Origin of the sequence: Algoriphagus sp. (assembly GCF_046296635.1) — a bacterium.
Classification (GTDB): Bacteria; Bacteroidota; Bacteroidia; order Cytophagales; family Cyclobacteriaceae; genus Algoriphagus.
The window spans coordinates 81,715-102,116 of record NZ_JBKBKZ010000005.1 but is presented as its reverse complement, the minus strand read 5'-3'; the positions used below and the strand labels follow the sequence as shown (position 1 = coordinate 102,116).

20 protein-coding genes are annotated in these 20,402 nt (G+C 40.3%); 6 read left to right on the top strand and 14 right to left on the bottom strand.

Annotated features, from left to right (window positions below; translation table 11 throughout):
- Together ACK4HU_RS05680 and ACK4HU_RS05675 are read left to right on the top strand one after the other, a co-directional pair.
- A complete protein-coding gene (locus tag ACK4HU_RS05680) occupies window positions 1-1,368 on the top strand; it encodes an MATE family efflux transporter (RefSeq protein ID WP_409804140.1) in 1,368 nt (455 codons plus the stop codon).
- 59 nt (window positions 1,369-1,427) lie between these two features.
- A complete protein-coding gene (locus ACK4HU_RS05675; protein WP_409804137.1) occupies window positions 1,428-2,777 on the top strand; it encodes a M24 family metallopeptidase in 1,350 nt (449 codons plus the stop codon).
- Here the strand turns inward: ACK4HU_RS05675 and ACK4HU_RS05670 are convergent.
- Window positions 2,771-3,952: an MFS transporter gene (locus ACK4HU_RS05670; protein ID WP_409804135.1), complete on the bottom strand. Its 1,182-nt coding sequence runs from the start codon at window positions 3,950-3,952 to the stop codon at window positions 2,771-2,773. The genes ACK4HU_RS05675 and ACK4HU_RS05670 overlap by 7 nt on opposite strands.
- 228 nt (window positions 3,953-4,180) lie before the next feature.
- On the opposite strand from ACK4HU_RS05670, the gene ACK4HU_RS05665 reads away from it, so the two are divergent.
- Window positions 4,181-4,396 carry a hypothetical protein gene (locus ACK4HU_RS05665; RefSeq protein WP_409804132.1) on the top strand — a complete coding sequence of 72 codons (216 nt, stop codon included), beginning with the start codon at window positions 4,181-4,183 and terminating at the stop codon, window positions 4,394-4,396.
- Here ACK4HU_RS05665 and prfB read toward each other — a convergent pair.
- The 10 genes from prfB to ACK4HU_RS05615 all read right to left on the bottom strand — a co-directional run bounded on the left by prfB (window position 4,393) and on the right by ACK4HU_RS05615 (window position 14,281).
- Window positions 4,393-5,494, bottom strand: a protein-coding gene (prfB, locus tag ACK4HU_RS05660) for a peptide chain release factor 2 (RefSeq protein WP_409804130.1) whose coding sequence is annotated in 2 segments (ribosomal slippage) — window positions 4,393-5,433 and window positions 5,435-5,494 — 1,101 coding nt in all. Because the reading frame shifts where the segments join, the coding sequence is not laid out codon by codon here. The two genes, ACK4HU_RS05665 and prfB, sit on opposite strands and share 4 nt — an antisense overlap.
- Window positions 5,495-5,560: 66 nt before the next feature.
- Window positions 5,561-6,103 carry a hypothetical protein gene (locus tag ACK4HU_RS05655; RefSeq protein WP_409804128.1) on the bottom strand — a complete coding sequence of 181 codons (543 nt, stop codon included), beginning with the start codon at window positions 6,101-6,103 and terminating at the stop codon, window positions 5,561-5,563.
- A gap of 54 nt (window positions 6,104-6,157) precedes the next feature.
- Entirely contained in the window at window positions 6,158-7,225 is a 1,068-nt protein-coding gene (locus tag ACK4HU_RS05650) for a branched-chain amino acid aminotransferase (RefSeq protein ID WP_409804126.1), read from the bottom strand.
- A 109-nt stretch (window positions 7,226-7,334) separates the two neighbouring features.
- On the bottom strand, window positions 7,335-7,883 hold the full coding sequence (locus ACK4HU_RS05645; protein ID WP_409804124.1) for a cob(I)yrinic acid a,c-diamide adenosyltransferase: 549 nt from the start codon (window positions 7,881-7,883) through the stop codon (window positions 7,335-7,337).
- Window positions 7,884-7,940: 57 nt separating this feature from the next.
- The gene (locus tag ACK4HU_RS05640) at window positions 7,941-8,657 is read right to left on the bottom strand and encodes an ABC transporter ATP-binding protein (protein WP_409804123.1); all 717 of its coding nucleotides are present in this window, start codon (window positions 8,655-8,657) and stop codon (window positions 7,941-7,943) included.
- Between the two features lie 78 nt (window positions 8,658-8,735).
- A complete protein-coding gene (locus ACK4HU_RS05635; protein WP_409804120.1) occupies window positions 8,736-11,501 on the bottom strand; it encodes a tetratricopeptide repeat protein in 2,766 nt (921 codons plus the stop codon).
- A gap of 2 nt (window positions 11,502-11,503) precedes the next feature.
- Window positions 11,504-11,791: an Asp-tRNA(Asn)/Glu-tRNA(Gln) amidotransferase subunit GatC gene (gene gatC, locus ACK4HU_RS05630; RefSeq protein ID WP_409804118.1), complete on the bottom strand. Its 288-nt coding sequence runs from the start codon at window positions 11,789-11,791 to the stop codon at window positions 11,504-11,506.
- Between the two features lie 12 nt (window positions 11,792-11,803).
- Window positions 11,804-12,541, bottom strand: coding sequence for a lysophospholipid acyltransferase family protein (locus tag ACK4HU_RS05625; RefSeq protein WP_409804115.1), 738 nt, complete (start codon window positions 12,539-12,541; stop codon window positions 11,804-11,806).
- Window positions 12,534-12,908 (bottom strand): cyanoglobin, encoded by a 375-nt coding sequence (locus tag ACK4HU_RS05620; protein WP_409804114.1) that lies wholly within the window; start codon window positions 12,906-12,908, stop codon window positions 12,534-12,536. Before ACK4HU_RS05620 ends, ACK4HU_RS05625 begins: the two co-directional genes overlap by 8 nt.
- A 29-nt stretch (window positions 12,909-12,937) precedes the next feature.
- The gene (locus ACK4HU_RS05615; protein WP_409804112.1) at window positions 12,938-14,281 is read right to left on the bottom strand and encodes an NfeD family protein; all 1,344 of its coding nucleotides are present in this window, start codon (window positions 14,279-14,281) and stop codon (window positions 12,938-12,940) included.
- Window positions 14,282-14,478: 197 nt separating this feature from the next.
- Here ACK4HU_RS05615 and ACK4HU_RS05610 point away from each other — a divergent pair, with 197 nt between their 5' ends.
- The 3 genes from ACK4HU_RS05610 (at window position 14,479) to ACK4HU_RS05600 (ending at window position 17,109) form a co-directional block, all read left to right on the top strand.
- Window positions 14,479-15,663 (top strand): LysM peptidoglycan-binding domain-containing protein, encoded by a 1,185-nt coding sequence (locus tag ACK4HU_RS05610; protein ID WP_409804109.1) that lies wholly within the window; start codon window positions 14,479-14,481, stop codon window positions 15,661-15,663.
- Between the two features lie 121 nt (window positions 15,664-15,784).
- The gene (locus ACK4HU_RS05605) at window positions 15,785-16,339 is read left to right on the top strand and encodes a hypothetical protein (RefSeq protein ID WP_409804107.1); all 555 of its coding nucleotides are present in this window, start codon (window positions 15,785-15,787) and stop codon (window positions 16,337-16,339) included.
- Window positions 16,339-17,109 carry a TIGR02757 family protein gene (locus tag ACK4HU_RS05600; protein ID WP_409804104.1) on the top strand — a complete coding sequence of 257 codons (771 nt, stop codon included), beginning with the start codon at window positions 16,339-16,341 and terminating at the stop codon, window positions 17,107-17,109. The genes ACK4HU_RS05605 and ACK4HU_RS05600 overlap by 1 nt, the downstream gene beginning before the upstream one ends.
- 267 nt (window positions 17,110-17,376) lie before the next feature.
- Here the strand turns inward: ACK4HU_RS05600 and ACK4HU_RS05595 are convergent, their stop codons facing one another.
- The 3 genes from ACK4HU_RS05595 to ACK4HU_RS05585 form a co-directional block, all read right to left on the bottom strand.
- Window positions 17,377-17,979 (bottom strand): hypothetical protein, encoded by a 603-nt coding sequence (locus ACK4HU_RS05595; protein ID WP_409804102.1) that lies wholly within the window; start codon window positions 17,977-17,979, stop codon window positions 17,377-17,379.
- A 3-nt stretch (window positions 17,980-17,982) separates the two neighbouring features.
- Window positions 17,983-19,056, bottom strand: coding sequence for a DNA adenine methylase (locus tag ACK4HU_RS05590; protein ID WP_409804100.1), 1,074 nt, complete (start codon window positions 19,054-19,056; stop codon window positions 17,983-17,985).
- Between the two features lie 105 nt (window positions 19,057-19,161).
- The gene (locus ACK4HU_RS05585) at window positions 19,162-20,376 is read right to left on the bottom strand and encodes an acetyl-CoA carboxylase biotin carboxylase subunit family protein (protein WP_409804099.1); all 1,215 of its coding nucleotides are present in this window, start codon (window positions 20,374-20,376) and stop codon (window positions 19,162-19,164) included.
- Window positions 20,377-20,402 lie beyond the last annotated feature (26 nt).

Genomic DNA, 20,402 nt, shown 5'->3' with positions numbered 1-20,402 from the left:
ATGACACTTAGAGATCATTTAAACACCACTTTTCATTTGGCATATCCATTGATGCTCAGTCAGTTGGGGCAGGTCTCTGTAGGTGTTGCCGATAGTATGATGGTAGGTCGATTGGGTGCTTTACCTTTGGCAGCTGCCTCACTGGGAAACAGTATTTTTTTCGTTTTGATGATGTTTGGAATCGGTATTTCCATGGGAATTACTCCTTTAGTATCTATCGCTGAGGGAAAAGGGAAAACAAAACGTATTTCGAAACTTTTCACCCATGGACTTTGGATCAATGTGGCCACAAGTATTCTGATAACGGTTATTGTTTTGGGATTATCCCAAGGGTTACATTTCCTCAATCAGCCAGAGGAAGTGGTGGTTTTGGCTATTCCTTATTTATTGATAATCACAGCCTCACTTCTGCCGATGATGGTGTTTCAAACCTTCAAGCAAATGGCTGAAGGCTTGTCTCAGACCAAGCAGGCGATGTATATCACTATTTTCTGTAATCTGATCAATATCTTTTTGAACTGGGTTTTGATTTGGGGTTATTTGGGTGCTCCTGCCTTAGGATTGAATGGAGCAGGTTGGGCTACTTTGATCTCCAGAGTTTTGATGATGGTGTTGATGGGGGGCTATGTTTTTTATTCTCAGCGGTATCGAATTTTTCAATTTACACTTTCACTTCGAAACGCCAGCCTTCCGATGATTTACAGAATTCTAAAAATCGGTGTTCCGACAGGGTTTCAGTTCATTTTTGAAGTTTCTGCTTTCAGTGCAGCTGCAATTATGATGGGTTGGATCGGCGTGAATGCGCTGGCAGGACATCAGATTGCCTTGAATTTGGCATCGATTAGTTATATGATGGCAACAGGCCTCGCCACGGCAGGCATGATTCGAGTCAGTAATCAGATCGGAAAAGGCAACATCAAAGCTATGCGGGAGGCGGGAATGGTTGTTTTCGGGATGGTACTTGTTTTCATGTTTAGTGCGGCTGTTTTGTTTATTGCGGCTCGATTTTATTTACCAACCTTATATATCGATGATCCTGAAGTGATCGCTTTATCCGCGTCCTTGTTGATTATCGCCGGACTTTTCCAGCTTTCGGATGGAGTACAGGTGGTCGGTCTTGGAGTATTGAGAGGGATGGAAGATGTGAAAGTTCCCACTTTGGTTACACTCATGGCCTATTGGGTATTGGGATTGCCATTGGGTTATTTATTTGCTTTTGAATTTGGGATGGCGGAGAAAGGTATTTGGTATGGTTTGTTGATAGGATTGAGTATCACCGCGGTCATGCTCTTTTATCGATTCCATTCACTGAGCAAAAAGCGACTTATGAGGGAAGCTGTCCTATCAGAACAGGAGACTATTTTTTAAAAGGCATTTCTACTTTTCATTCTTAAAGCTATCTTAGGTTCAAATCTAAAATGAACCCTATGAAGCGATTTTTACTCCCTTTTTTGGTAGCAATCTCCTACTTTCCATCCTTTTCACAACAACCTGCCGTGCTTACTCAACGGGCACAGGCTGAAGTGATTGATTCCTGGCTTGAAGACAGGATTCAAAACCTCCTGCCCAGTTTGATGACTGAGACAGGCATTGACATGTGGATTGTGATGTCTCGCGAGTACAACGAGGATCCTGTGATCCGAACCCTTTTGCCTGCTACTTGGCATGCCGCAAGGAGAAGGACGATTTTGGTGATGTATCAGCCTTCAGCCAATGCTCCGGTTGAGACGTACGCCATTGCCCGATATGATGTGGGAAAATCATTCAAAAAAGCTTGGGATCCAGAAGCTCAGCCTGATCAGTGGAAGGCGTTGATGGAGATTATATCCACAAAAAATCCTAAAAAAATCGGACTCAACTTTGCAAAAGATTACGGGCATGCGGATGGATTGACCCACTTTGATCATGAGGAGTTTATGAAAAATCTTCCCGCAGCTCAGAAAAGCAAAGTCGTCTCAGCCCAAACTTTAGCGGTCAGATGGTTGGAAACTCGCACAGCTGCCGAGATGGCAACCTATAAACATATTCAGGAATTAGCGCACTATATTATCGCTGAAGGACTTTCCGATCGGGTGATCACTCCAGGCGTGACCACTACTGATGATGTGGTTTGGTTTTATCGAGAAAAAATCGTGGACATGAACCTGGATACTTGGTTTCATCCTACAGTAGATATTCAGCGACCCGATCCAACTTCTGATGAAGCTAGTCGTTCCTTTGCTGTTCGTCCAAGTACCCAAGTGATCATGCCAGGAGATTTACTCCATATAGACTTTGGGATAACTTATTTAAGATTAAACACCGATACTCAGGAATTAGCCTATGTGCTGAGAGGCGGCGAAACAGACGTTCCAAAATATTTGCAGGATGCACTGGCAGTCGGCAATCGGCTTCAGGATATTTTGACTTCTAATTATAAAAGTGGAAGAACCGGAAACGATATTCTCCGTGAGTCAAGAAAACAAATGGAAGTGGAAGGAATCCGTGGAAGTATATATACCCATCCATTAGGATATTATGGTCATTCTGCTGGACCAACGATCGGAATGTGGGACAATCAAGGCGTTACTCCCGGAGCCGGAGATTTTCCACTTCATGCGAATACAGGCTATGCGATTGAATTGAATGCAGTGGTTTTTGTGAAGGAATGGAATAAGGATGTCAGGGTAATGCTGGAAGAGGGAGCATTCTTTGATGGAGAAAAAGTCACTTACTATAACGGTCGGCAAAAATCCATTTTGGCAATTCCAAGAGTGAGCAATTACTTGGGTTATTGATGGCTCATGTAGGTTTTTCGGTCTCTTTTGATGAAAAACAAAATCAAAAAAGCAAGAAAAGCCATTCCTCCTGATGTAAGAAATACCAAACGAAAATTCTCGGGATTGTTTGCATAAAGCCATCCCGAGATTACTGCACCAACTCCAATTCCACTTTCTAGAAAAATATACATCGTGGCTAATGCTCGGCCTCGAAACTTATCCAAGGATAAATCCACGACCCAAGCTGTAGTGGTCGGACTATACATTCCCACTGCTGCACCAAAAAGAACTCCTGAGGACAGGAGCACGAATTTAGTTTCTGCAAAAGCAATTACTACCATTGCTAGCATCATAAAAATCACAGCCACCCTTAGAACAATCACACGGCCATACCTGTCCGAAGTTTTACCGGCGATGAGTCTGATTCCCAAGGAGGAAATGGTGAAAACAGCGAAGAAAAGACCTTTATTTTTTATACCTAGATATTCTGAAAAGTCCGGAATGATAGTCAAAACCACTCCGAAAGAAAAGACTGACAAAAACAAGATGATTGATGGCAGTAAGACTCGCTTTTCGATAATCTCATGACGATTTAGCTTGAATAAGCTTAGGGAAAGTGGTTCTTTTTCCTTCAAAGTTTCCTTCAAACGAAGTAAAATTAAAATAGAGAAAATTGCTGTGAATGCCGCACAGTAGAAGACCGTGTTGATGGACCAAATACTGGCAATCCAGCCACCAACTGCTGGGCCTGCCGCCATACCCAAAGAACCAAAAAGCGATTGAATCCCCATCGCTTCGCCTCTCTTCTGAAAGGGAACAATATCAGCAACATAAGCAGAAGCACCGGTAGGAGTGAAGCCTGTCGAAAAACCATGTGCAAATCGGAGAAAAAGAAAACCAGAAACAAAGGTCAGGATGGGGTAAAGCAATCCAACTACAAAGCAGACAATAGTACCGAACATCATCACAGGAATCCGACCGATTTTATCCGCTAATTTTCCGCTAAATGGTCTGGAAAGTCCTGCCGAAAGCGTGAATAAGGCGATGATCAAGCCTTTGTAATCCTCACCTCCCAAGGAACTCAGATAAGCCGGAAGCTCAGGAATGATCATGTTGAAGGATGAGAAAAATAAAAATGAACTCGTGCAGAGTAAAAAAAAATCAAGGGTGAAAAAAGAGGGAACAAACCGCATTTGGCACAAATGTGTTAACAAACGGGCGTAAATCCAATTGAATCATTCGCTAACCAGTGGCCTGTTCAAAATTCACTGAGTTGGATTGCTGTAAATCAAGTTAGTACTGTTTACATTAGTAATTTAAATCATAAGAGCAAATCGATAAGGATTTGAAAAACACCTTGATCCTAACTTACCGTTGAAGTTCTAAGACTATTTCTGATTTTAACCCTACTACTGAATTTTATGAAAACTTTAAATCCTCAATTTTTCAATGATTCAAAGGGAGAAAGATCCTTGGTGGTCTTATCGTTAGAGGAATTCAATGCGCTTATGGAGGAGCTTGAGGAATTGGAAGACATCCGACTCTACGATGAGGCGAAGAAAGAGGATACTGGTCATAGAATTCTGTTTGATGAAAGCAAAAAAAGCCGAAAAATAATTCCGGCCTTTTTCAATTAGTCTTTGTTTGCTTCTTCCTCGCTCTGAGCGAGTAGGAAGGCTTTCATGAAATCATTCAAACCTCCGTTCAACACACTTTCCGCATCCGATGTCTCGTGACCGGTTCGGTTGTCTTTCACCAGCTTGTAAGGGTGTAGGACATAATTTCGGATCTGTGAACCAAAGTCCACTCGGAGTTTGGAAGATTCGACCCGTGCTATTTCTGCATTTCGCTTTTCCAATTCTATTTGATAAAGTCTGGATTTTAGCATTTGCATGGCTTTCTCCCGGTTGCCAAGCTGGGATCGCTCGACCTGACAGACTACCACGATGCCTGTTGGTTTGTGTGTCAGCTGAACTTTGGTTTCTACCTTGTTTACATTCTGACCACCGGCACCGCCAGAACGAGAAGTATGTAATTCTATGTCCGCAGGATTGATTTCGATCTCGATCGTGTCATCGACTTCGGGATAGGCATAGACTGAAGCAAACGAGGTGTGTCTTCTACCTCCTGAGTCAAAAGGTGAGATTCGTACCAAGCGGTGAACCCCGGTTTCAGATTTTAAAAATCCATAGGCAAGTGGACCTTCGAATTCTAAAGTGGCGGATTTGATTCCGGCCACTTCCCCTTCTTGGACATCCACCTCACGAACTTTGAATCCATTTTTCTCTCCCCACATGATGTACATTCGCATCAGGATGGAAGCCCAGTCATTGCTTTCTGTTCCTCCTGCTCCGGGATTGATTTCAAGAACAGCATTGAGCTGATCTTCGGGATTGGAGAGCATCTTTTTGAATTCCAATTCCTCCACAGCCTCTTTTGCATTGAGGAATTCTACCTTTAGCTCATCCTCTGAAACCTCGTCAGCATTGTAAAATTCATACAAAACGTCCAAATCCTGGATTTTTTGATCCAGGTTTTCAAATGATGAAGTCCAACCTTTGAGGGATTGGATTACTTTCATTGTTTTTTCTGCTGCCTCTGGGTCGTTCCAGAAGTCAGCTTGGGCTGATACCGCCTCGAGGTCTTCTATTTCTGCAATCTTACGATCGTAGTCAAAGATACCTCCTCAAAGCCGATGTGCGGGCTTTCAAGTCTTTCAGTTGTTCTGAAGTCATCTGTCTAGGTGAAAATTTAGGATGCAAAAGTCTGAAATAATATTTGCTTTTGCCAGTAAACTCTGATTATTCGATTGTCAATATGATGATCTGAATACCGTATCCTGTGGTGTTTTCGAATGTTTTGTAGCGCAAAGTCATCAGTGCCAGACCTGTACCGATTAATATCCCGGAAGTGATGGCGACCCCTCCATCAATTTGGAGTTGCCCTTGTTGATAGAGGCTGTTTACTGCCTCCACAGTCATTAGAATTCCGCCAGCTCCAAGAAAAAGAGCCGTTAGATTCCGTAATGTCCTATTCCTTTGGTCTTTATTTCGAATATCCACCTCCAAAATATCTGAGGGGCTCAGGATATTTTCCGTCAAATAAATGTAATCTGTATCCAAGCTCTCGATCCGGTCTGTGACAAAATAACCAAGCTTTTTACTCTTGTAGGTAATATCCTCACCAGGATAAAACCTGATTTGAGATTTTTGATTTCCTCCTCTTTTAATCAATAGAAAATCCTTGGATTGGGCATTGGCACCAAAAGCAAAGGAAAAGAAAAGTAAAAGCGTTATTCCTTGGTTCATGTATCGGGGTACTCCTTCTTTAGTCGCCAGCGACATATTCGATTTTTAGTTGAAAATAGCAAAAACGAGAAGGAAACTTCTCGTTTTTGTTTAAACTTTAACGATCCAGCCTCTGCTGTCCGGGATGGTTCCGTATTTAATACCATCAAGTTCATTGAGTACCTTATTAGAAAAAGCATCTGGCCCTTTTTCGGGCAAAAGATAATCCTGACCGTTTACATTGATCTTGGCAATATGAGCGATAGTAGCTGCAGTGCCAGTGCCAAAGGCTTCTCTAAGAGATCCATTTTCCAATGCGTTTTGAAGCTCAGAAACTGTCAGGAATCGTTCTTCCAGTGGTTTCCCCCAATCCTTTGCCAATTGAATAACTGAATCTCTGGTGATTCCTTTCAGAATGGTGCCAGTGTTGATTGGAGCGGTCACCAAAGTTCCATTGATATCAAACATGACGTTCATCGTCCCACTTTCCTCAATTTTGCTATGGGACTTCCCGTCGGTCCAAAGCAGCTGATCGTATCCTGCCCGTTGAGCTTGAAGCGCTGGAAAAAGGGAAGCAGCGTAATTACCGGCAGTTTTAGCTGCACCGGTTCCTCCTTCAGTAGCCCTAGTAAATTCTGTTTCAACTTTTACACTGACTGGTTTGCTGTAGTAGGACCCCACAGGACATGTAAAAATGATGAATTTGTAAGTGTCTGATGGTTTTACGCCAATGTAGTTATCCATAGCAAACATGTAGGGTCGGATGTATAAGCTTGCACCTTTTCCTGCGGGTACCCAGTTTCTGTCCAAATCCAAAAGCTGGAGCAATCCCTCCATAAAGATTTCCTCAGGAATTTCAGGCATACACATTCGGACTGCCGATTCATTCATCCTTTTGGCATTGGCATCTCCTCTGAATACCAAGATTTCACCACTTTCATTTTTGTAGGCTTTCATGCCTTCAAATATCGATTGACCATAATGAAGTGCTGCATTGGCTGGATGAAGATCTAAGGGGCCATAAGGCTCGATTCGCAAATCCGTCCATTCACCGTCAATGTAATCTGCTACAAACATGTGGTCCGAAATAGTTTTACCAAACACAAGGTTTGAAAAGTCTGTTTCAGGAAGTTTTGACTTTGCTATTTTATGAACCGGGATTGCTAGAGAGGTCTTCATACACTTTCTGTTTTGGGCAAAATAAATTGAGAGTATTTTACTTTAATGGATTGAATCGAATGATTCACATGATCTTTGGATGGACAATTTACCAAAAACTTAACGCTTATTATAATCTTGGCTTCCAGGTCACCTCTTCTATTTCAAGTTCTTGGGCCATCTTTCTTCCCAACACAAAAAGATAGTCTGATAGTCTATTCAGGTATTGAATCACCAATTCTGAAACTGGCTCGAGCGAAGCAAGCTCTACTACGATACGTTCACTTCGCCGGCAGACTGTTCTTGCCAGATGACAAAATGAAACAGATTGATGGCCGCCTGGAAGGATGAAGGCAGTGAGCATGGGAAGTTGTGCATCCATCATGTCCATTTCATTTTCCAGTGATTGGACATCTTCTGCGTGTAGGTCTGGTTTTTTAACTTTATCCTTCCCGGGTACGGTAGCTAAATCAGCCCCTATGGTAAATAATCGATCTTGGATTTCTTTTAAAAAATCTGATCTCATTGAGTTTACTTTTTGATCTCTGAGTAATCCCAAGTAGGAATTCAATTCGTCTATCGTCCCGTAAGCATCAATTCTTAAGTCGGATTTTGGAACTCTCACGCCTCCTAGAAGTGATGTTATTCCCTGATCTCCGGTCTTTGTATAAATTTTCATTCAGCCTCTGTTCGTTCAGTGGCAAAAATAAGAATCTCTTTTAAATTAATCGGTAAATCAAACATGCAATAAAGCTGCTCGGGTAGGGTTGGGATTGATTTGGTCAGTTTCTACTAATCCGTCTCGGAGTCGAATTATTCGATGCGCATAGTGGGCAATGTCATCTTCGTGCGTCACCATGATGATGGTATTTCCACTTGCGTGTAGTTCATGAAAAAGCTCCATTATGCCATAAGAAGTTTTGGAGTCCAAGTTACCAGTTGGTTCATCGGCAAGGATGATACTCGGGTTATTCACCAAAGCTCTGGCAATGGCTACTCGCTGACGCTGACCTCCAGAGAGTTCATTAGGACGATGCTTGGTTCGATCTCCTAATCCCACATTGGAAAGTGCCTGAAAGGCTAACTCCTCACGATCAGATCTGCTAAAGCCTGCATATACTAATGGAAGGGCAACATTATCCAAACAACTTGCTCTTGGAAGTAAGTTGAACGTCTGGAACACAAATCCAATTTCTTTATTTCTTATATCGGCAAGTTCATTTTCACTCATGTCACTGACATCTCTACCGGCAAGAATATAAGTACCTGAGGTTGGGGAGTCCAAACAACCGATAATATTCATCAAAGTAGATTTTCCTGATCCGGAAGGACCCATGAAGGCCACATATTCTCCATGATCGATAGTAATGCTGATAGATTTGAGGGCTTCAATAATTTCTGAACCCATTTTATAGGTCTTATTGATTTGGTGGGTTTCGATGACTCTGCTCATGGTGGAAAATTTTGCTTAAGATAGTGGTTTAGTGCTTTATGTTCGAAATACTTTTGTGTCAAAATACGTGAAAAAAGGTTAATAGTTAGTTCCGCGAAGGAATTCTATTTCGTCCCAAGTCAACCATTTGTTCATTTCTTCAAGTGCAGCGGTGGCGTAATTGTCCAAACCGATTCGCTTTGCAGCCTGAACTTTTCGAATCCAAAGCATGGGATCCTTATTGAATTCAGTAGCTGTATTCAGTAATTCATATTGATCCAATGGATCTTCTAATCGATCAGCAGCACTCAGAATCAATGGCGTTTTGTATGGATTGGCATTTAATTCATCTCCAACCTGCAGAAATTGGGTAAATGCGAGCAAAGATTCCTGGTTTGACCAATCTGGCTTTTGAAGAAAAACGGCAAGTTTATCTTCATTTTCCACCTTTCCTTTGAGGAAATTGCCTAATTCATTCAATTGAAATTTTGTCAAACCATGTGCTTTTCGTTCGAGTAGCAAAAGTGCTAAGGTGGTTTTCAAATCTTCATCAGCGATTGATTTCCATTGATCAAAGAGTTTGTCAGGAATAGATTGATTGAACTTGGAAAGTAAAATCAAAAACTCATCTGAAGCAGGTTGACTTACCGGAAGAAACTTAGCCTCGAATTCAATGGCTTTTTCCTCAAATCCTCCTAACCTCAAGATGGAAATATGATAAGGTTTGAAGGCTTTAAACCCTTTTTCCTCGGCCACAATAAGGTCTCTTGAAGCTTGTTCAAAATCAAGATTTTGGGCCAAAATTCCCGTCGTAAGATTGAGGTAATATCCGGCATCTCCGGGATTCCGGAAGGCGAGACCATTCAAATTTTTTACAAACTCAGTTACTCTTCCAGCAGCAAGACTTCGGATCGAAGCAGTCTCTTGCAACTGCATGAGATAATCAAGCATTTCCGGCTGATTACTCATGGAGTCTAACCAAATCAAGTCTTCCTGAGTGTTTGCATAACTTTTTACTGAAAAAAGATTCCGGATTCCAGCATTCAATAGCATGGGTAAGGATTCGGTAACCAAAGCCGTTCTCAGCTTTTCCAATTCTTGAGGTGGCGTCGCTATTTCGCCTAAATTATTGCTAGCTAATTGGTTGATTGATGTGATTACCTTTTTGTCTGATTCAATTTCCACTTGATCTTTTTTAAGTTTGCTCTGTAAAGCAATCAAGTTGGAAGCTAGAATAGGATCAGTGGATTTATTGTTGGAAAGAATTGCAAGTGCTTCCTCAGGCTTTCGGATTTGCACGTATACAAGTGCAAGATTATTGATTAGAAATGCATTTTCAGGAAATCTTCGAAGTCCATTTTCGAGGTAATAAACTGCCTCTAAAGGTCTATTTTCACGAATCATTCTTGCACTGTGAAGAATGATATTATCGACTTGAGGGGCTTCTGAAAAACTTTGATCTAAGTGTTGTTTGGCTAATGTCGGCTGATTGAGATCAAATAATAGCTGAGCAGTAGCATTTTTTGCTTTTCTGTTTTTTCGAAATGAAGCCCAGGCATTTTCATATAAAATGCTCGCTTCCAGCTTTTGGCTGGTTTGGTAATAATAGTCACCCAGAATGTTGGTAGTCATCGAATTGGCCTGAGGAGCGAGTACTGCATCCATATAAATCGTGACTACCAAAATGGTGATCATTCCCCCAATCCGAAGATGATAATAGGGCAGCGAATAAGGCTTGAATAGTATCTTATCAACTGCCTTCCCTGAATCCATCACTGACAAAAAATTACTCAGAATATACACCACAAAAAACAGCGAAAAACCAAACTGAGAGTAAACAATCAGATGCTTCAAAAACTCCTCTGCGGCTTGATTTCCTGATATATCAAGTTTCCAAATCACCCAAAAGGAAATCCCAAAACCAAACAAGTATAGTGCATTGAGAATAATCGGTGGTCCGGCTATTTCAGGAACTTGGATTAGTTTTTCCCTAGTTGAAATCCATCCAAAAACTCCTATCGGAAGGATTAAAAACAGTGGGGAAAAGGTGGGAAAAGGAATATTTGCCTCTCCTTTTAAATCCAAGAGAAGAAAAATCAAAGTCAATATATATAGCGCTGATATCCCCAGTATCTGCCAAGAGATCTTCATGCTTACATTCTGATTGGCTCTGGTCAGGAGAAGATAAATTCCAGAAAGTACACCGTGACCTTGCCAAAAAATCCAAGCTATTGCCATACCAAGGCCAATTATCAAACTCTGCTCGGCGAGATATAGCTGTGGATTTGCAATTGGGCTAAGTTTGATCAAAGCAAAAATCGCCAAGCCTGAAGTAAGGAATATTACTAACCAGCGTAAACCAAAACCAATAGTTGGTTTCCAAACATGAAAATAGATTACCGGTAAAATGGTCCCAATAATCAAAATAATCAGTGGGGTATTGGAACTTGGTGAACCGATGTTTAGACCGTTTGAATTGGTGAGTGTCAGTAAAATGATCCAAGTTGCTCCGAAGAGGAGAAAAGGTATTTTTTTGAAAGTACTAAACAACGCTAAGGCGGAGATTGCAACCAAAAAAACTATTCCACCGAAAAGGTAACTTTCTGTTAAGGTAAACCCCGGAGGCAGCGATTGAAATTCTTGGAAAACCAAAAAATTATCAACCTGAATAGGGAAGGAGAGGGTGCCAAGATTAACCCAATCCAAAGTTATTGCAATGGAATCTAAGAATGCAGCAGGGATGATATTGGGATAATAGGGAGATCCTGAGATAATCGAATAGATCGCAAAAAAAACTCCCGTAACTAGGAGCAGTACTGCTGAGATTATTGCAAATGAATTAGAAATGGAAGTGTTTTTCAGCATGCCTATTCTAGGACCTTGGGAACCCTAAAGTAATCTGTATCGGTCTTGGGAGCATTTTTTAAGGCAGCTTCGTGATCAAGGTGCTGACCTGCTTTGTCTTCTCGCATGTCATTAACCTCTGTTGACATGGTAGTGAGTGGTTCCACGTTGCTCGTGTCCAGTTCATTAAGTTGCTCCACCCAATCGAGAATTTGAGACATGTCTTTGCTCATTTTTTCAGCTGAATTTTCATCAAATTCCAATCTCGCCAAATGAGCGATTTTCTTGATGGAGTCTTTGTCTATTTTCATTTTAAGGACATTCTAATGTTTAGAGCGTTGATTGTCGAGGTCTAACTGATTTTGAATCGTTGTGAAACAAGCGTCTTTTAATTGATCGTCTGTTTCAAAATCCTTGGGATTCAATGCCTCATGAAGGACCATTTTAGCCGATCGCCTGTGGAGCAAAAGCCGACTATCATCAGGTAAAATTAGATGATTAAAGGATAATGTGACAGGGATGATGGGGATTTGTTTCTCCATGGCTAGGCGGAAAGCACCATTTTTGAAAGGAATCATCTTTGGGGGACTTTTTGTGTAAATCCCACCCTCGGGAAAAAGAACTATTCCACTTCCCCTTTCCAGCGCTTCTCCTGCTCTACGCATGGTTTCTGCACGACTTCTCAAACGATCTCTGTCTACAGCGATGTGAAGTTTTTTGAAATAATAGCCAAAAAGAGGGACTTTTCGAATGGATGCTTTTCCTATGAATAGCACATCTCCAGGCACGAATCCCATCATAGCTACATCCAAATAACTGAAGTGATTTGCCAAAAAGATATGTGGTTTGTTCTTTTTAAAATTTCCCCGAATTTCAATTTTTAAAGGTATGAAAATCAGCGTAAAGAAGATTTTGGCCCAGTATTGATTGATTTTTCGCCCATATTTTTCCCATCCCGGAATCCAAATGCAAATCAGCATAAAAGGAAATATTACCAAAAAGGTCATGAAAAATGTTATTGCCGCATAAGCGGAGTGAAGTCGAGGCAAAAAGTTATTCATGATTGATCATGTGATTGGCCGTCTTAATAAAATAATCCATCATCAGTTCTTTGGCATTTTGCTCCAAGTTAACCTTGTCAAGTGAGGTAAGCATAGCATTCAGCCAATGATCCCGCATGCTTGGATTGATCATCCAATCTAAATGCCTCATTCTTAGTCTAGGATAGCCTCTTTCTTCAAAATAAGTCTGAGGACCTCCAAAAACTTGGACTAAAAAAAGGAAAAGCCTTCTTTCGGCTGGTCTGAGATCTTCCGGATAGAGTTTTCTTAACGCTTGATTCTTCGCTACTTCCTCATAGAAATAGCTAACAAGCTTTTTGATTTGATCCTCACCAATGGCCTCATAGATCGACTGAAATGGGTTCATGCCGCAAACTTAGCGAAATTATCTATCGATTAAGCCTCCAGTTTTTTCACTTTAAGCGAAGTGCCTTCTGTGGAAATGACGATCACTTTTTCACCTTGTTCTATAAAATCTCCTCTCGAAATAGCATCGTAAATCTCGCCTTCGATTTCAATTCGACCGCTAGGTCTGAGTCTTGAATGGACGATTCCTTCTTTTCCCAAAAGTGTTCCTGCATAGAAGCTTGAGGTATATCCATCTTCCCGCTCTTGAGTGCTAGCTAAGGTAATAGTACTAAAAGCACCCCATTGATTGACTTTTGGCGTAAGCCAGAAAACTAATCCCACAGAGGCTAAGGCTGCCAGGATTACTGTCAACAAGGCACCAAATAGTTGTGAAGCAGGAACAAAATCGAAGTTGAAATTTTGGTTGGGCAGCATGCCAAGTACTAAACCTCCAAGAATAAATATCACACCTAAAACTCCGAAAATTCCAAATCCAGGTATCACAAAAAGCTCTACTGCAAGGAGGGCTATTCCGATAATGAAGATCAATATTTCCCAATTTTCAGCGAGGCCATTGAGGTAATAGGGAATAAAATAAAGTAGGGTGGCCACAATTGCTGCTAAAATAGGAAATCCTATTCCCGGCGTCTGAAGCTCGAAATAGATCCCTCCGATGATAATCAGGATCAAGACTCCGCTGATGGCAGGACTTAAAAAGAAGGAAATAACTTTATCAACAAAGTCTTCTTCATAGGCAACTATTTCTGCGCCTCCAAGATTTTGAGCTTCTAAAATGGCTGTAAGAGATTTGTATTCTCCTTCGCAAAACCCATATTTGATTGCCTCTGAAACTGAAAGTGTGATCACAGAACCTGCCTGAGAAATTCCTTCTATTTCAATTTTTTCGTCCACCATTCCTTCAGCAATTCTCGGATTGCGACCAGTTGCCTCTGCCGTGCTTCTCATCATCGACCGCATGTAGGATTGGTATTTGTCAGGAGCTGCTGCACCATCACCTCCACTGACAACTGTAGCTGCTCCGATACTTCCACCCGGAGCCATGTAAATGCTATCACAGGCGATTGAAATCAAAGCTCCAGCTGAGGCGGCGTCCTTATTGATGAATACATAGATTGGAATTTCTGATTCTAAAACCATCGTCCGTATATCATCTGCATCATTTACTGCTCCTCCATAGGTGTCCATTTCGATTACAATGAGCGTCGCTTTCTGATTCACTGCATCCTCCAAAGCAAGTTTTACCCGGCGGTTCATCGCTGGATCAATGTCCTTATCTATTTTGAACGTGTATACCTTTTCCTTCTTTTCTTGAGCTTGAAGCGAAAGAGAGAATGAGCAGAATAACAAAAAGAAGAAATAGCGAAGTCGCATTTTGAATTTTTATTTTATGGAAAAGATAAGGATCAAAGGATCAATACGCCAGTTTTTTATTTAAGATTACTTTAGAAGTCTTGAGGTTTTCAATCTTTCAGGATTAAAGAGTTTAAATAGCCTTAATCTGACAATTCTAGCATAATTCTTGCAAACTTAAGAATTGATTCCTTTCAACCAGAAACGTTTTTATTACTATGATCATCAAACCCAAATTCATAAGCGCCTTTATTCTTGTTTTGTTTTTTTCATTCACTTGGTCTGAGGCTGCGGAAATGACTGCCGGTGACTCGGTAGGAGTGGAGCGAGTTGGTGATAAAACCTATATTTTGCATCAAGTCAGCCCGCAGGAAACACTTTTTGCTATTTCGAGGAGATATCAAGTTCCAGTAGGAGAAATTCAAAATTCAAATGAATCATTAAAACAAGGTTTAAAGATCGGTCAGACAATACGAGTTCCTTATATCGCAAAAAATGACCTTGCTGAAGGAACGACAATGCATAAAGTAGGTGCTGGCGAGACCTTATTTTCCATATCCAAAAAGTATAACGTTACGGTAGATTCATTAAAGCAGTGGAATAAGTTGCTGGGAAATGATCTAAGTGTAGGTCAGGCGCTCATAATTAAAGAGACTTCCCCTCAGGCTCCAATTACAAGTCCTGCACCAGTTGTTGCCACCACTACCCCTGTCACACCTGCTGCAACTCCCAAGCGTGAGGTTGTAGAGGCTCAGCCAAAACCAGAACCGAAAGTAGCTGAAAAAAAATCAGAGTTGTTTACTCCTAAAAACACCCAGCCTGAAGTAATTGCCACCCCTAATCCATCAACAAACGCAACTGTAAGTTCAACTCCAATTACACCCGGAGAATGGATTTCCCACACTGTGAAAGCAGGAGAAACGCTTTTTTCAATCTCTACTCAATATGAATCCAGCGTAGAAGAATTGATCAAATGGAATGGGTTGACCTCAAATAATCTCCGTTCGGGTCAGGTAATTAAAGTAGGCAGAGCAGGTGAAGGACCAGCCAAAGTTCCGGTCATCGGCACACCTAACGTAGCTGCCACCACTGCCGGAATGAATACAGAACCAACACCTGAAAATACATCAGGCGGATTCAGAAATATTAAGGAAACAGGTCAAGCTGAATTAATTGAAGGCACCGGAGGACATAAAAAATACCTTGTATTGCACCGCAAGGCTCCTGTTGGGAGCATCATGCGAGTCAAAAATGAAGAGAACGATATAACCATATTCGCAAGAGTTGTGGGCAAACTTCCAGAAACCGGTGATAATTCCAAATTGGTTATTAAGCTCTCGCAGGCAGCATATGATCAACTTAGAGCCGTGAACCAGCGATTCCCTGTAGAAGTTTTGTATTAGATACTCCTAAGTAGACAATCTTAAAAAGCCGACGAAAGTCGGCTTTTTCGTTGCGTGCGTTTTGAGAATTCTTTGTCATTGTAGTAAGGTGAGAGTACCTTTGCCTTGTGAGTACACTGAAATGAACAAAGTCCAGCTTTTCTTTCACCATACGTTCCGTTTTATCTGGAATGCTATTTTCATAATCAGTTATCCGATTTTGGCGAGTTTTGGACTGCTTTTCATTGGCTTTACTTTTCTGTTCTCCAAGCTTTCTTTTCTTTTGACTCGTCTCAGACCAGAGGGTAAAACAATTGTTTTAAAGGAATCTGAGTGGAAACCCATGGATCATTCCAATGATTTGTTGGAAGCTAAAGTACATATGCAAATTATGTTTGGACCAGCCGGATTTAAGCTTAGAAGAAAGGATGGAGTGCCTTCAGTGCTACAGGATTATGTATTTGGAAATAAGGTCAGGGTGTTGGAAGAAGGTTTCATTCTAGAAAAGTGGAATTCACTTGAATCCAAAGACATGCCTGATTTTGATATTTGTCTCTATGATCCAGACCGAGATGCACTTCGATCATTGACCACAATCAAAAGCTTTGATTGGCACGTTTCCGAAAAAACAGAAAATGAGCTTTCCTTCAAGTGGTTTGATGGAACCCAAGGTGGTGAAGTAAAGGTGGAACTTTGATGCGGAGTTTGAAGGAGTTTTTAGATCAAAAGGTCGAGCAATACAATCAACCCGACTTTATACCTAACGATCCGATTTCCATTCCGCATCGATTTTCGAAAAAAGAGGATATTGAGATCTCAGGATTTTTTGCAGCTATTCTAGCCTGGGGACAGCGGAAGACAATCATCAATAAATGCCTGGAACTATTTCAATTAATGGATCATGCACCTCATGATTTTTTATTGAATCACCAGGAAAGTGATTTGAGTTCTTTTTTGAGTTTCAAACATCGGACTTTCAATGACATCGATACCTTGTATTTTATTCACTTTCTGACTTGGTTTTACAGAAATAATGAAAGTTTGGAAGAGGCTTTTTTAAAAGGTCAGACCAATCAGGCGGATGCAATGGAGTCTATCCTAACACAATTTCATCAAGTCTTTTTTAGTTTGGAAGACGCTCCAAACCGAACCAAAAAACACATTGCCACTCCGGCTCGAAAAGCCGCTTGCAAGCGAATTAATATGTATCTCCGGTGGATGGTGCGATCGGATGATAGCGGTGTAGATTTCGGTCTTTGGAAGCGAATCTCACCCTCACAATTGATTTGTCCATGCGACCTTCATGTGGATCGGGTAGGGCGGAAGCTTGGATTGATCACAAGAAAGCAAACCGATTGGCTTACAGCATTGGAACTGACACAAAAGCTCAGGGAATTCGATCCGCTTGATCCTGTGAAATATGACTTTGCGCTCTTTGGGCTGGGGATTGAGGAGAAATATGGATAATGCTTTTTTAGCAAGCAAAATAAAGCGTCACAGGTTCAACTCTGTTTTTATTTGAATCAGATCGTTCAGAAGTTCTCTATTCATTTTTTGAGTATAGATTCTGTAGATATCTCCATAATTCTGAAATTCGATCAATCTTTCAAAATCCCGCATTCTCGCCTTCCAGGTAATCCCATCTGTGACTAGGAAAAAGTAAGTATCACTTCTCTTTTCTGAAATGATTTTTTGAACGTCACCTATTACATCGCTTTGTTTACTTCCTGTAGCTCAATAGGCTTTTACTTCAATTACAATACTTGGATTTTGAGTAGATGGAATACAAAAATCTGCTTTTGCAGTGGTCAAGCCTTTTGCTCCCCTAAAACTTTTTCGGATTTCATAATTTTCAAATACTTGAGAGACAAAAGACTCTACAAAGTCTTCAAGATTTTTGCCTCTTTTTTGACCTTTGATGGCACTCCCCCGTCCCATTTTGAGTCTTTCTTGAATCACCTCTTTCCAGGTATAATCACGGGAAATCAACATGTTTATTGCATCGATCAGTCCATATTCCTTTAAAATTCTGATGTATTCATTTGGATTTGAAATGAAGCCATTTTTCCCACAACCAATTTGTGAATTAAAAAATAGTGCTTTTAAGGTTTCCGTAAACTCATCTTTTGATTGTTCTAGAACTAACCTAAAAAAAGTAATTCCAGCATCAAAATCTTTTTGGAGTATCTGAATAAGGTGAATTTCAGAGACATTATAATTGAAATCAATACCAGCTATTATTTTTAGAAAGTGCACAGAAAAATCATCTTTCCAATCACTTTTGACTTCTCCTAAACTTTCAATTAACTGGCTTTTGGTTTGTTTATGTCTAATCATTTTTTAATCTCGACCAATTATTAAATATTCCATCACGTTTGATCGTAATGCAGTGGCATGATTACCAAAATTGTATCTATGAGGTTTAGATTTTATTTCAACATGTGATTTTTCATTTTTCATTAAAGACACTAGACTATCTAAATCCGGAAATGCATTTGAGGAATAGGATAAGACTAAAGTACTGTCAGAAAATTGATCAAACAAGGTTTCAAATGCATGAATAGCTGTTTTTTTATAGGAAAAGGGAGTGAATTTTTTCTGAATTTTTTTCACTTTGGTTTCTTCCATTATTTTTTCACCATGCCAATATTTTGAAAGCCCTTCTAGGAAATGATATCTTTTTATGTAGCAATTATCATCTGATGGTGGCACGTAAGGTGGATCGAAATAAACCAAATCTGGATTTAAATTAGGTTTTTTTAATTCAAAAATATTTTCATTGTAAGAAACATTCATTTTAGAATTATCAAAAACAACCTGGTTGTTAAGTTTCGTTTGCTCTAAAAAATGCTCTTTCAGTGATAATTTCAAATCTCTCCTTCCATCGTCATATTTTTCTAGATTTCCAGATATTGTAAATACACCTCTTGGTTGCTTTTTCAAACACGATCTAAATAAAGCGGTCAAGGCTAAGGCCTTTTTGTACGGAGATGATAACTCTGAAATATTTCGACTAATTTTATCTAGAAAGATTAATTCATTCTTAGAAAAGAAAACATTTTCAAATGTAGTCTCTATAAAATTATCTGATTCCACTTCCAAATCCATCAGGAATTCGATATCACTTTTTTCAATCAGAATGGAGTTATTTTCTATTAAAGCTTTTGTTATCGTTGCCGAAAATGTTAAAAAATCATTGGAGTGCACCTCTTTTCCCATGGATTTTAGAAGGTATGATACTACTCCAGATCCAGAAAAAGCATCTAAGGCGGAATTGAATTCTAACTCACTAAAGGTTTCATGAAGCCAAGGAACCAACTTGTATTTACTTCCCATATACCTCATTAATGGAAAATTTTCCATCCTTTCCATTACTGTTGGCTCAAATAATAAAGGAAAGGCTAGTTGTTCCATTTTTTATTATAAAGGTAATGGTTTAGATTTTTATGATTTAATATTCTTTGATTCATGACATTATTTGTCAATATTTTTAACATCTGCCTATTGATAGTTAAAAAATCAATGAAATTTCTTCACCTCAGGTGCCTCAGCACTTGTCGACAGATCTTTAGCAAATCGCTCTGCATAATTATCAAGCAAACTCATTACTCGTTCCTGTTTAGGCGATTTTACAATCAATCCTGCGTGGTAATCCAATGGAACACGGAAGCAAACTTCTGGATCATCAAATCCACCTAAATCGGGATGCTGATATTTGGATAGCGTCAGAACAATACCAGCATAGTTTTTGGAAACCTGAGGCAAAACATACTTTTCGCCTTTGGCGACGGCGTCTTCGATTTTTGCCCACTCTTCCCATAGATTGACTCCGGTTGCAGCTTCGACCATTTCTGCCAAATGTGCTCCCCCAACACGCGATGCGGTTTCCAAAAAGTAAATTTGACCGTCCTCTTTACTTTTGATGAATTCGGTATGTGAGGTTCCATTTTTCAAGCCAAAGGCTTTCATAATGGCCTCATTTACTTTCTTAATTTCTTTCTCCTCTTCAGAGCCGTATTTAATGTTTGCAGAGCGAAAAATTCCACCTCCTTGGGAGATTTCCATGGGTGTGGCCAAATAGCGTGAAACAGTCAGGAACAGAGTATTTCCTTCAAGTTGAAGTCCATCTGCGTGGTAGACATCCCCCGGTTTGAATTGCTCTACAAGGTAATAAACTCTATTCTCGCCCAATTCATGGATTTTCTTCCAAAGGTCTTCTTTGTTGTGGACTTTAATGATACCGTGAGCAGAAGCCTCTGATCTAGGTTTCAAGACCCACGGAGCTTCAACCGAATCAGCAAAATGATTAATCTCATCATTGTTGAACAAGGGAGAAAAAGAGGGAACTCGGATTCCCGCATCTTTTGCCCGCATACGCATGGCGAGTTTATCTCTGAAATAGCGTCCCGTCGTTAGACCCATTCCTGGAATTCGAAGATTTTCCCGAAGGAAAGCTGCCTTCTCAACATCATAATCATCCAATGCGATGATTGCTTCAATTTTATGGTCTTTCATGAGGCCACAGACACCCTTAAGAAGTAAATCCATATCCCAATCCAAATCTTGGCCTGGCATGTAGAAAATCTCATCGATGTATTCAAATGCCCATGGTTTATTTTTAAGTTGTTCAGTGGTGACTAGCAAAACTTTGTTTCCTTGCTTCTTTAGTGCAATTAAAAATGCGTTGCCTTTAAAATAATTGGAGATACAGAGAAAAGTTTTTGAAGTCGTCATGATTGGATGATTTAACCCTCAAAAAA

Excerpts from the sequence above, each read along its gene's own strand:
- ACK4HU_RS05680 (WP_409804140.1), top strand. The coding sequence starts at position 1 with ATGACACTTAGAGATCATTTAAACACCACTTTTCATTTGGCATATCCA.
- ACK4HU_RS05675 (WP_409804137.1), top strand. The coding sequence starts at position 1,428 with ATGAAGCGATTTTTACTCCCTTTTTTGGTAGCAATCTCCTACTTTCCA.
- ACK4HU_RS05670 (WP_409804135.1), bottom strand. The coding sequence starts at position 3,952 with ATGCGGTTTGTTCCCTCTTTTTTCACCCTTGATTTTTTTTTACTCTGC.
- ACK4HU_RS05665 (WP_409804132.1), top strand. The coding sequence starts at position 4,181 with ATGAAAACTTTAAATCCTCAATTTTTCAATGATTCAAAGGGAGAAAGA.
- ACK4HU_RS05655 (WP_409804128.1), bottom strand. The coding sequence starts at position 6,103 with ATGTCGCTGGCGACTAAAGAAGGAGTACCCCGATACATGAACCAAGGA.
- ACK4HU_RS05650 (WP_409804126.1), bottom strand. The coding sequence starts at position 7,225 with ATGAAGACCTCTCTAGCAATCCCGGTTCATAAAATAGCAAAGTCAAAA.
- ACK4HU_RS05645 (WP_409804124.1), bottom strand. The coding sequence starts at position 7,883 with ATGAAAATTTATACAAAGACCGGAGATCAGGGAATAACATCACTTCTA.
- ACK4HU_RS05640 (WP_409804123.1), bottom strand. The coding sequence starts at position 8,657 with ATGAGCAGAGTCATCGAAACCCACCAAATCAATAAGACCTATAAAATG.
- ACK4HU_RS05635 (WP_409804120.1), bottom strand. The coding sequence starts at position 11,501 with ATGCTGAAAAACACTTCCATTTCTAATTCATTTGCAATAATCTCAGCA.
- gatC (WP_409804118.1), bottom strand. The coding sequence starts at position 11,791 with ATGAAAATAGACAAAGACTCCATCAAGAAAATCGCTCATTTGGCGAGA.
- ACK4HU_RS05625 (WP_409804115.1), bottom strand. The coding sequence starts at position 12,541 with ATGAATAACTTTTTGCCTCGACTTCACTCCGCTTATGCGGCAATAACA.
- ACK4HU_RS05620 (WP_409804114.1), bottom strand. The coding sequence starts at position 12,908 with ATGAACCCATTTCAGTCGATCTATGAGGCCATTGGTGAGGATCAAATC.
- ACK4HU_RS05615 (WP_409804112.1), bottom strand. The coding sequence starts at position 14,281 with ATGCGACTTCGCTATTTCTTCTTTTTGTTATTCTGCTCATTCTCTCTT.
- ACK4HU_RS05610 (WP_409804109.1), top strand. The coding sequence starts at position 14,479 with ATGATCATCAAACCCAAATTCATAAGCGCCTTTATTCTTGTTTTGTTT.
- ACK4HU_RS05605 (WP_409804107.1), top strand. The coding sequence starts at position 15,785 with ATGAACAAAGTCCAGCTTTTCTTTCACCATACGTTCCGTTTTATCTGG.
- ACK4HU_RS05600 (WP_409804104.1), top strand. The coding sequence starts at position 16,339 with ATGCGGAGTTTGAAGGAGTTTTTAGATCAAAAGGTCGAGCAATACAAT.
- ACK4HU_RS05595 (WP_409804102.1), bottom strand. The coding sequence starts at position 17,979 with ATGATTAGACATAAACAAACCAAAAGCCAGTTAATTGAAAGTTTAGGA.
- ACK4HU_RS05590 (WP_409804100.1), bottom strand. The coding sequence starts at position 19,056 with ATGGAACAACTAGCCTTTCCTTTATTATTTGAGCCAACAGTAATGGAA.
- ACK4HU_RS05585 (WP_409804099.1), bottom strand. The coding sequence starts at position 20,376 with ATGACGACTTCAAAAACTTTTCTCTGTATCTCCAATTATTTTAAAGGC.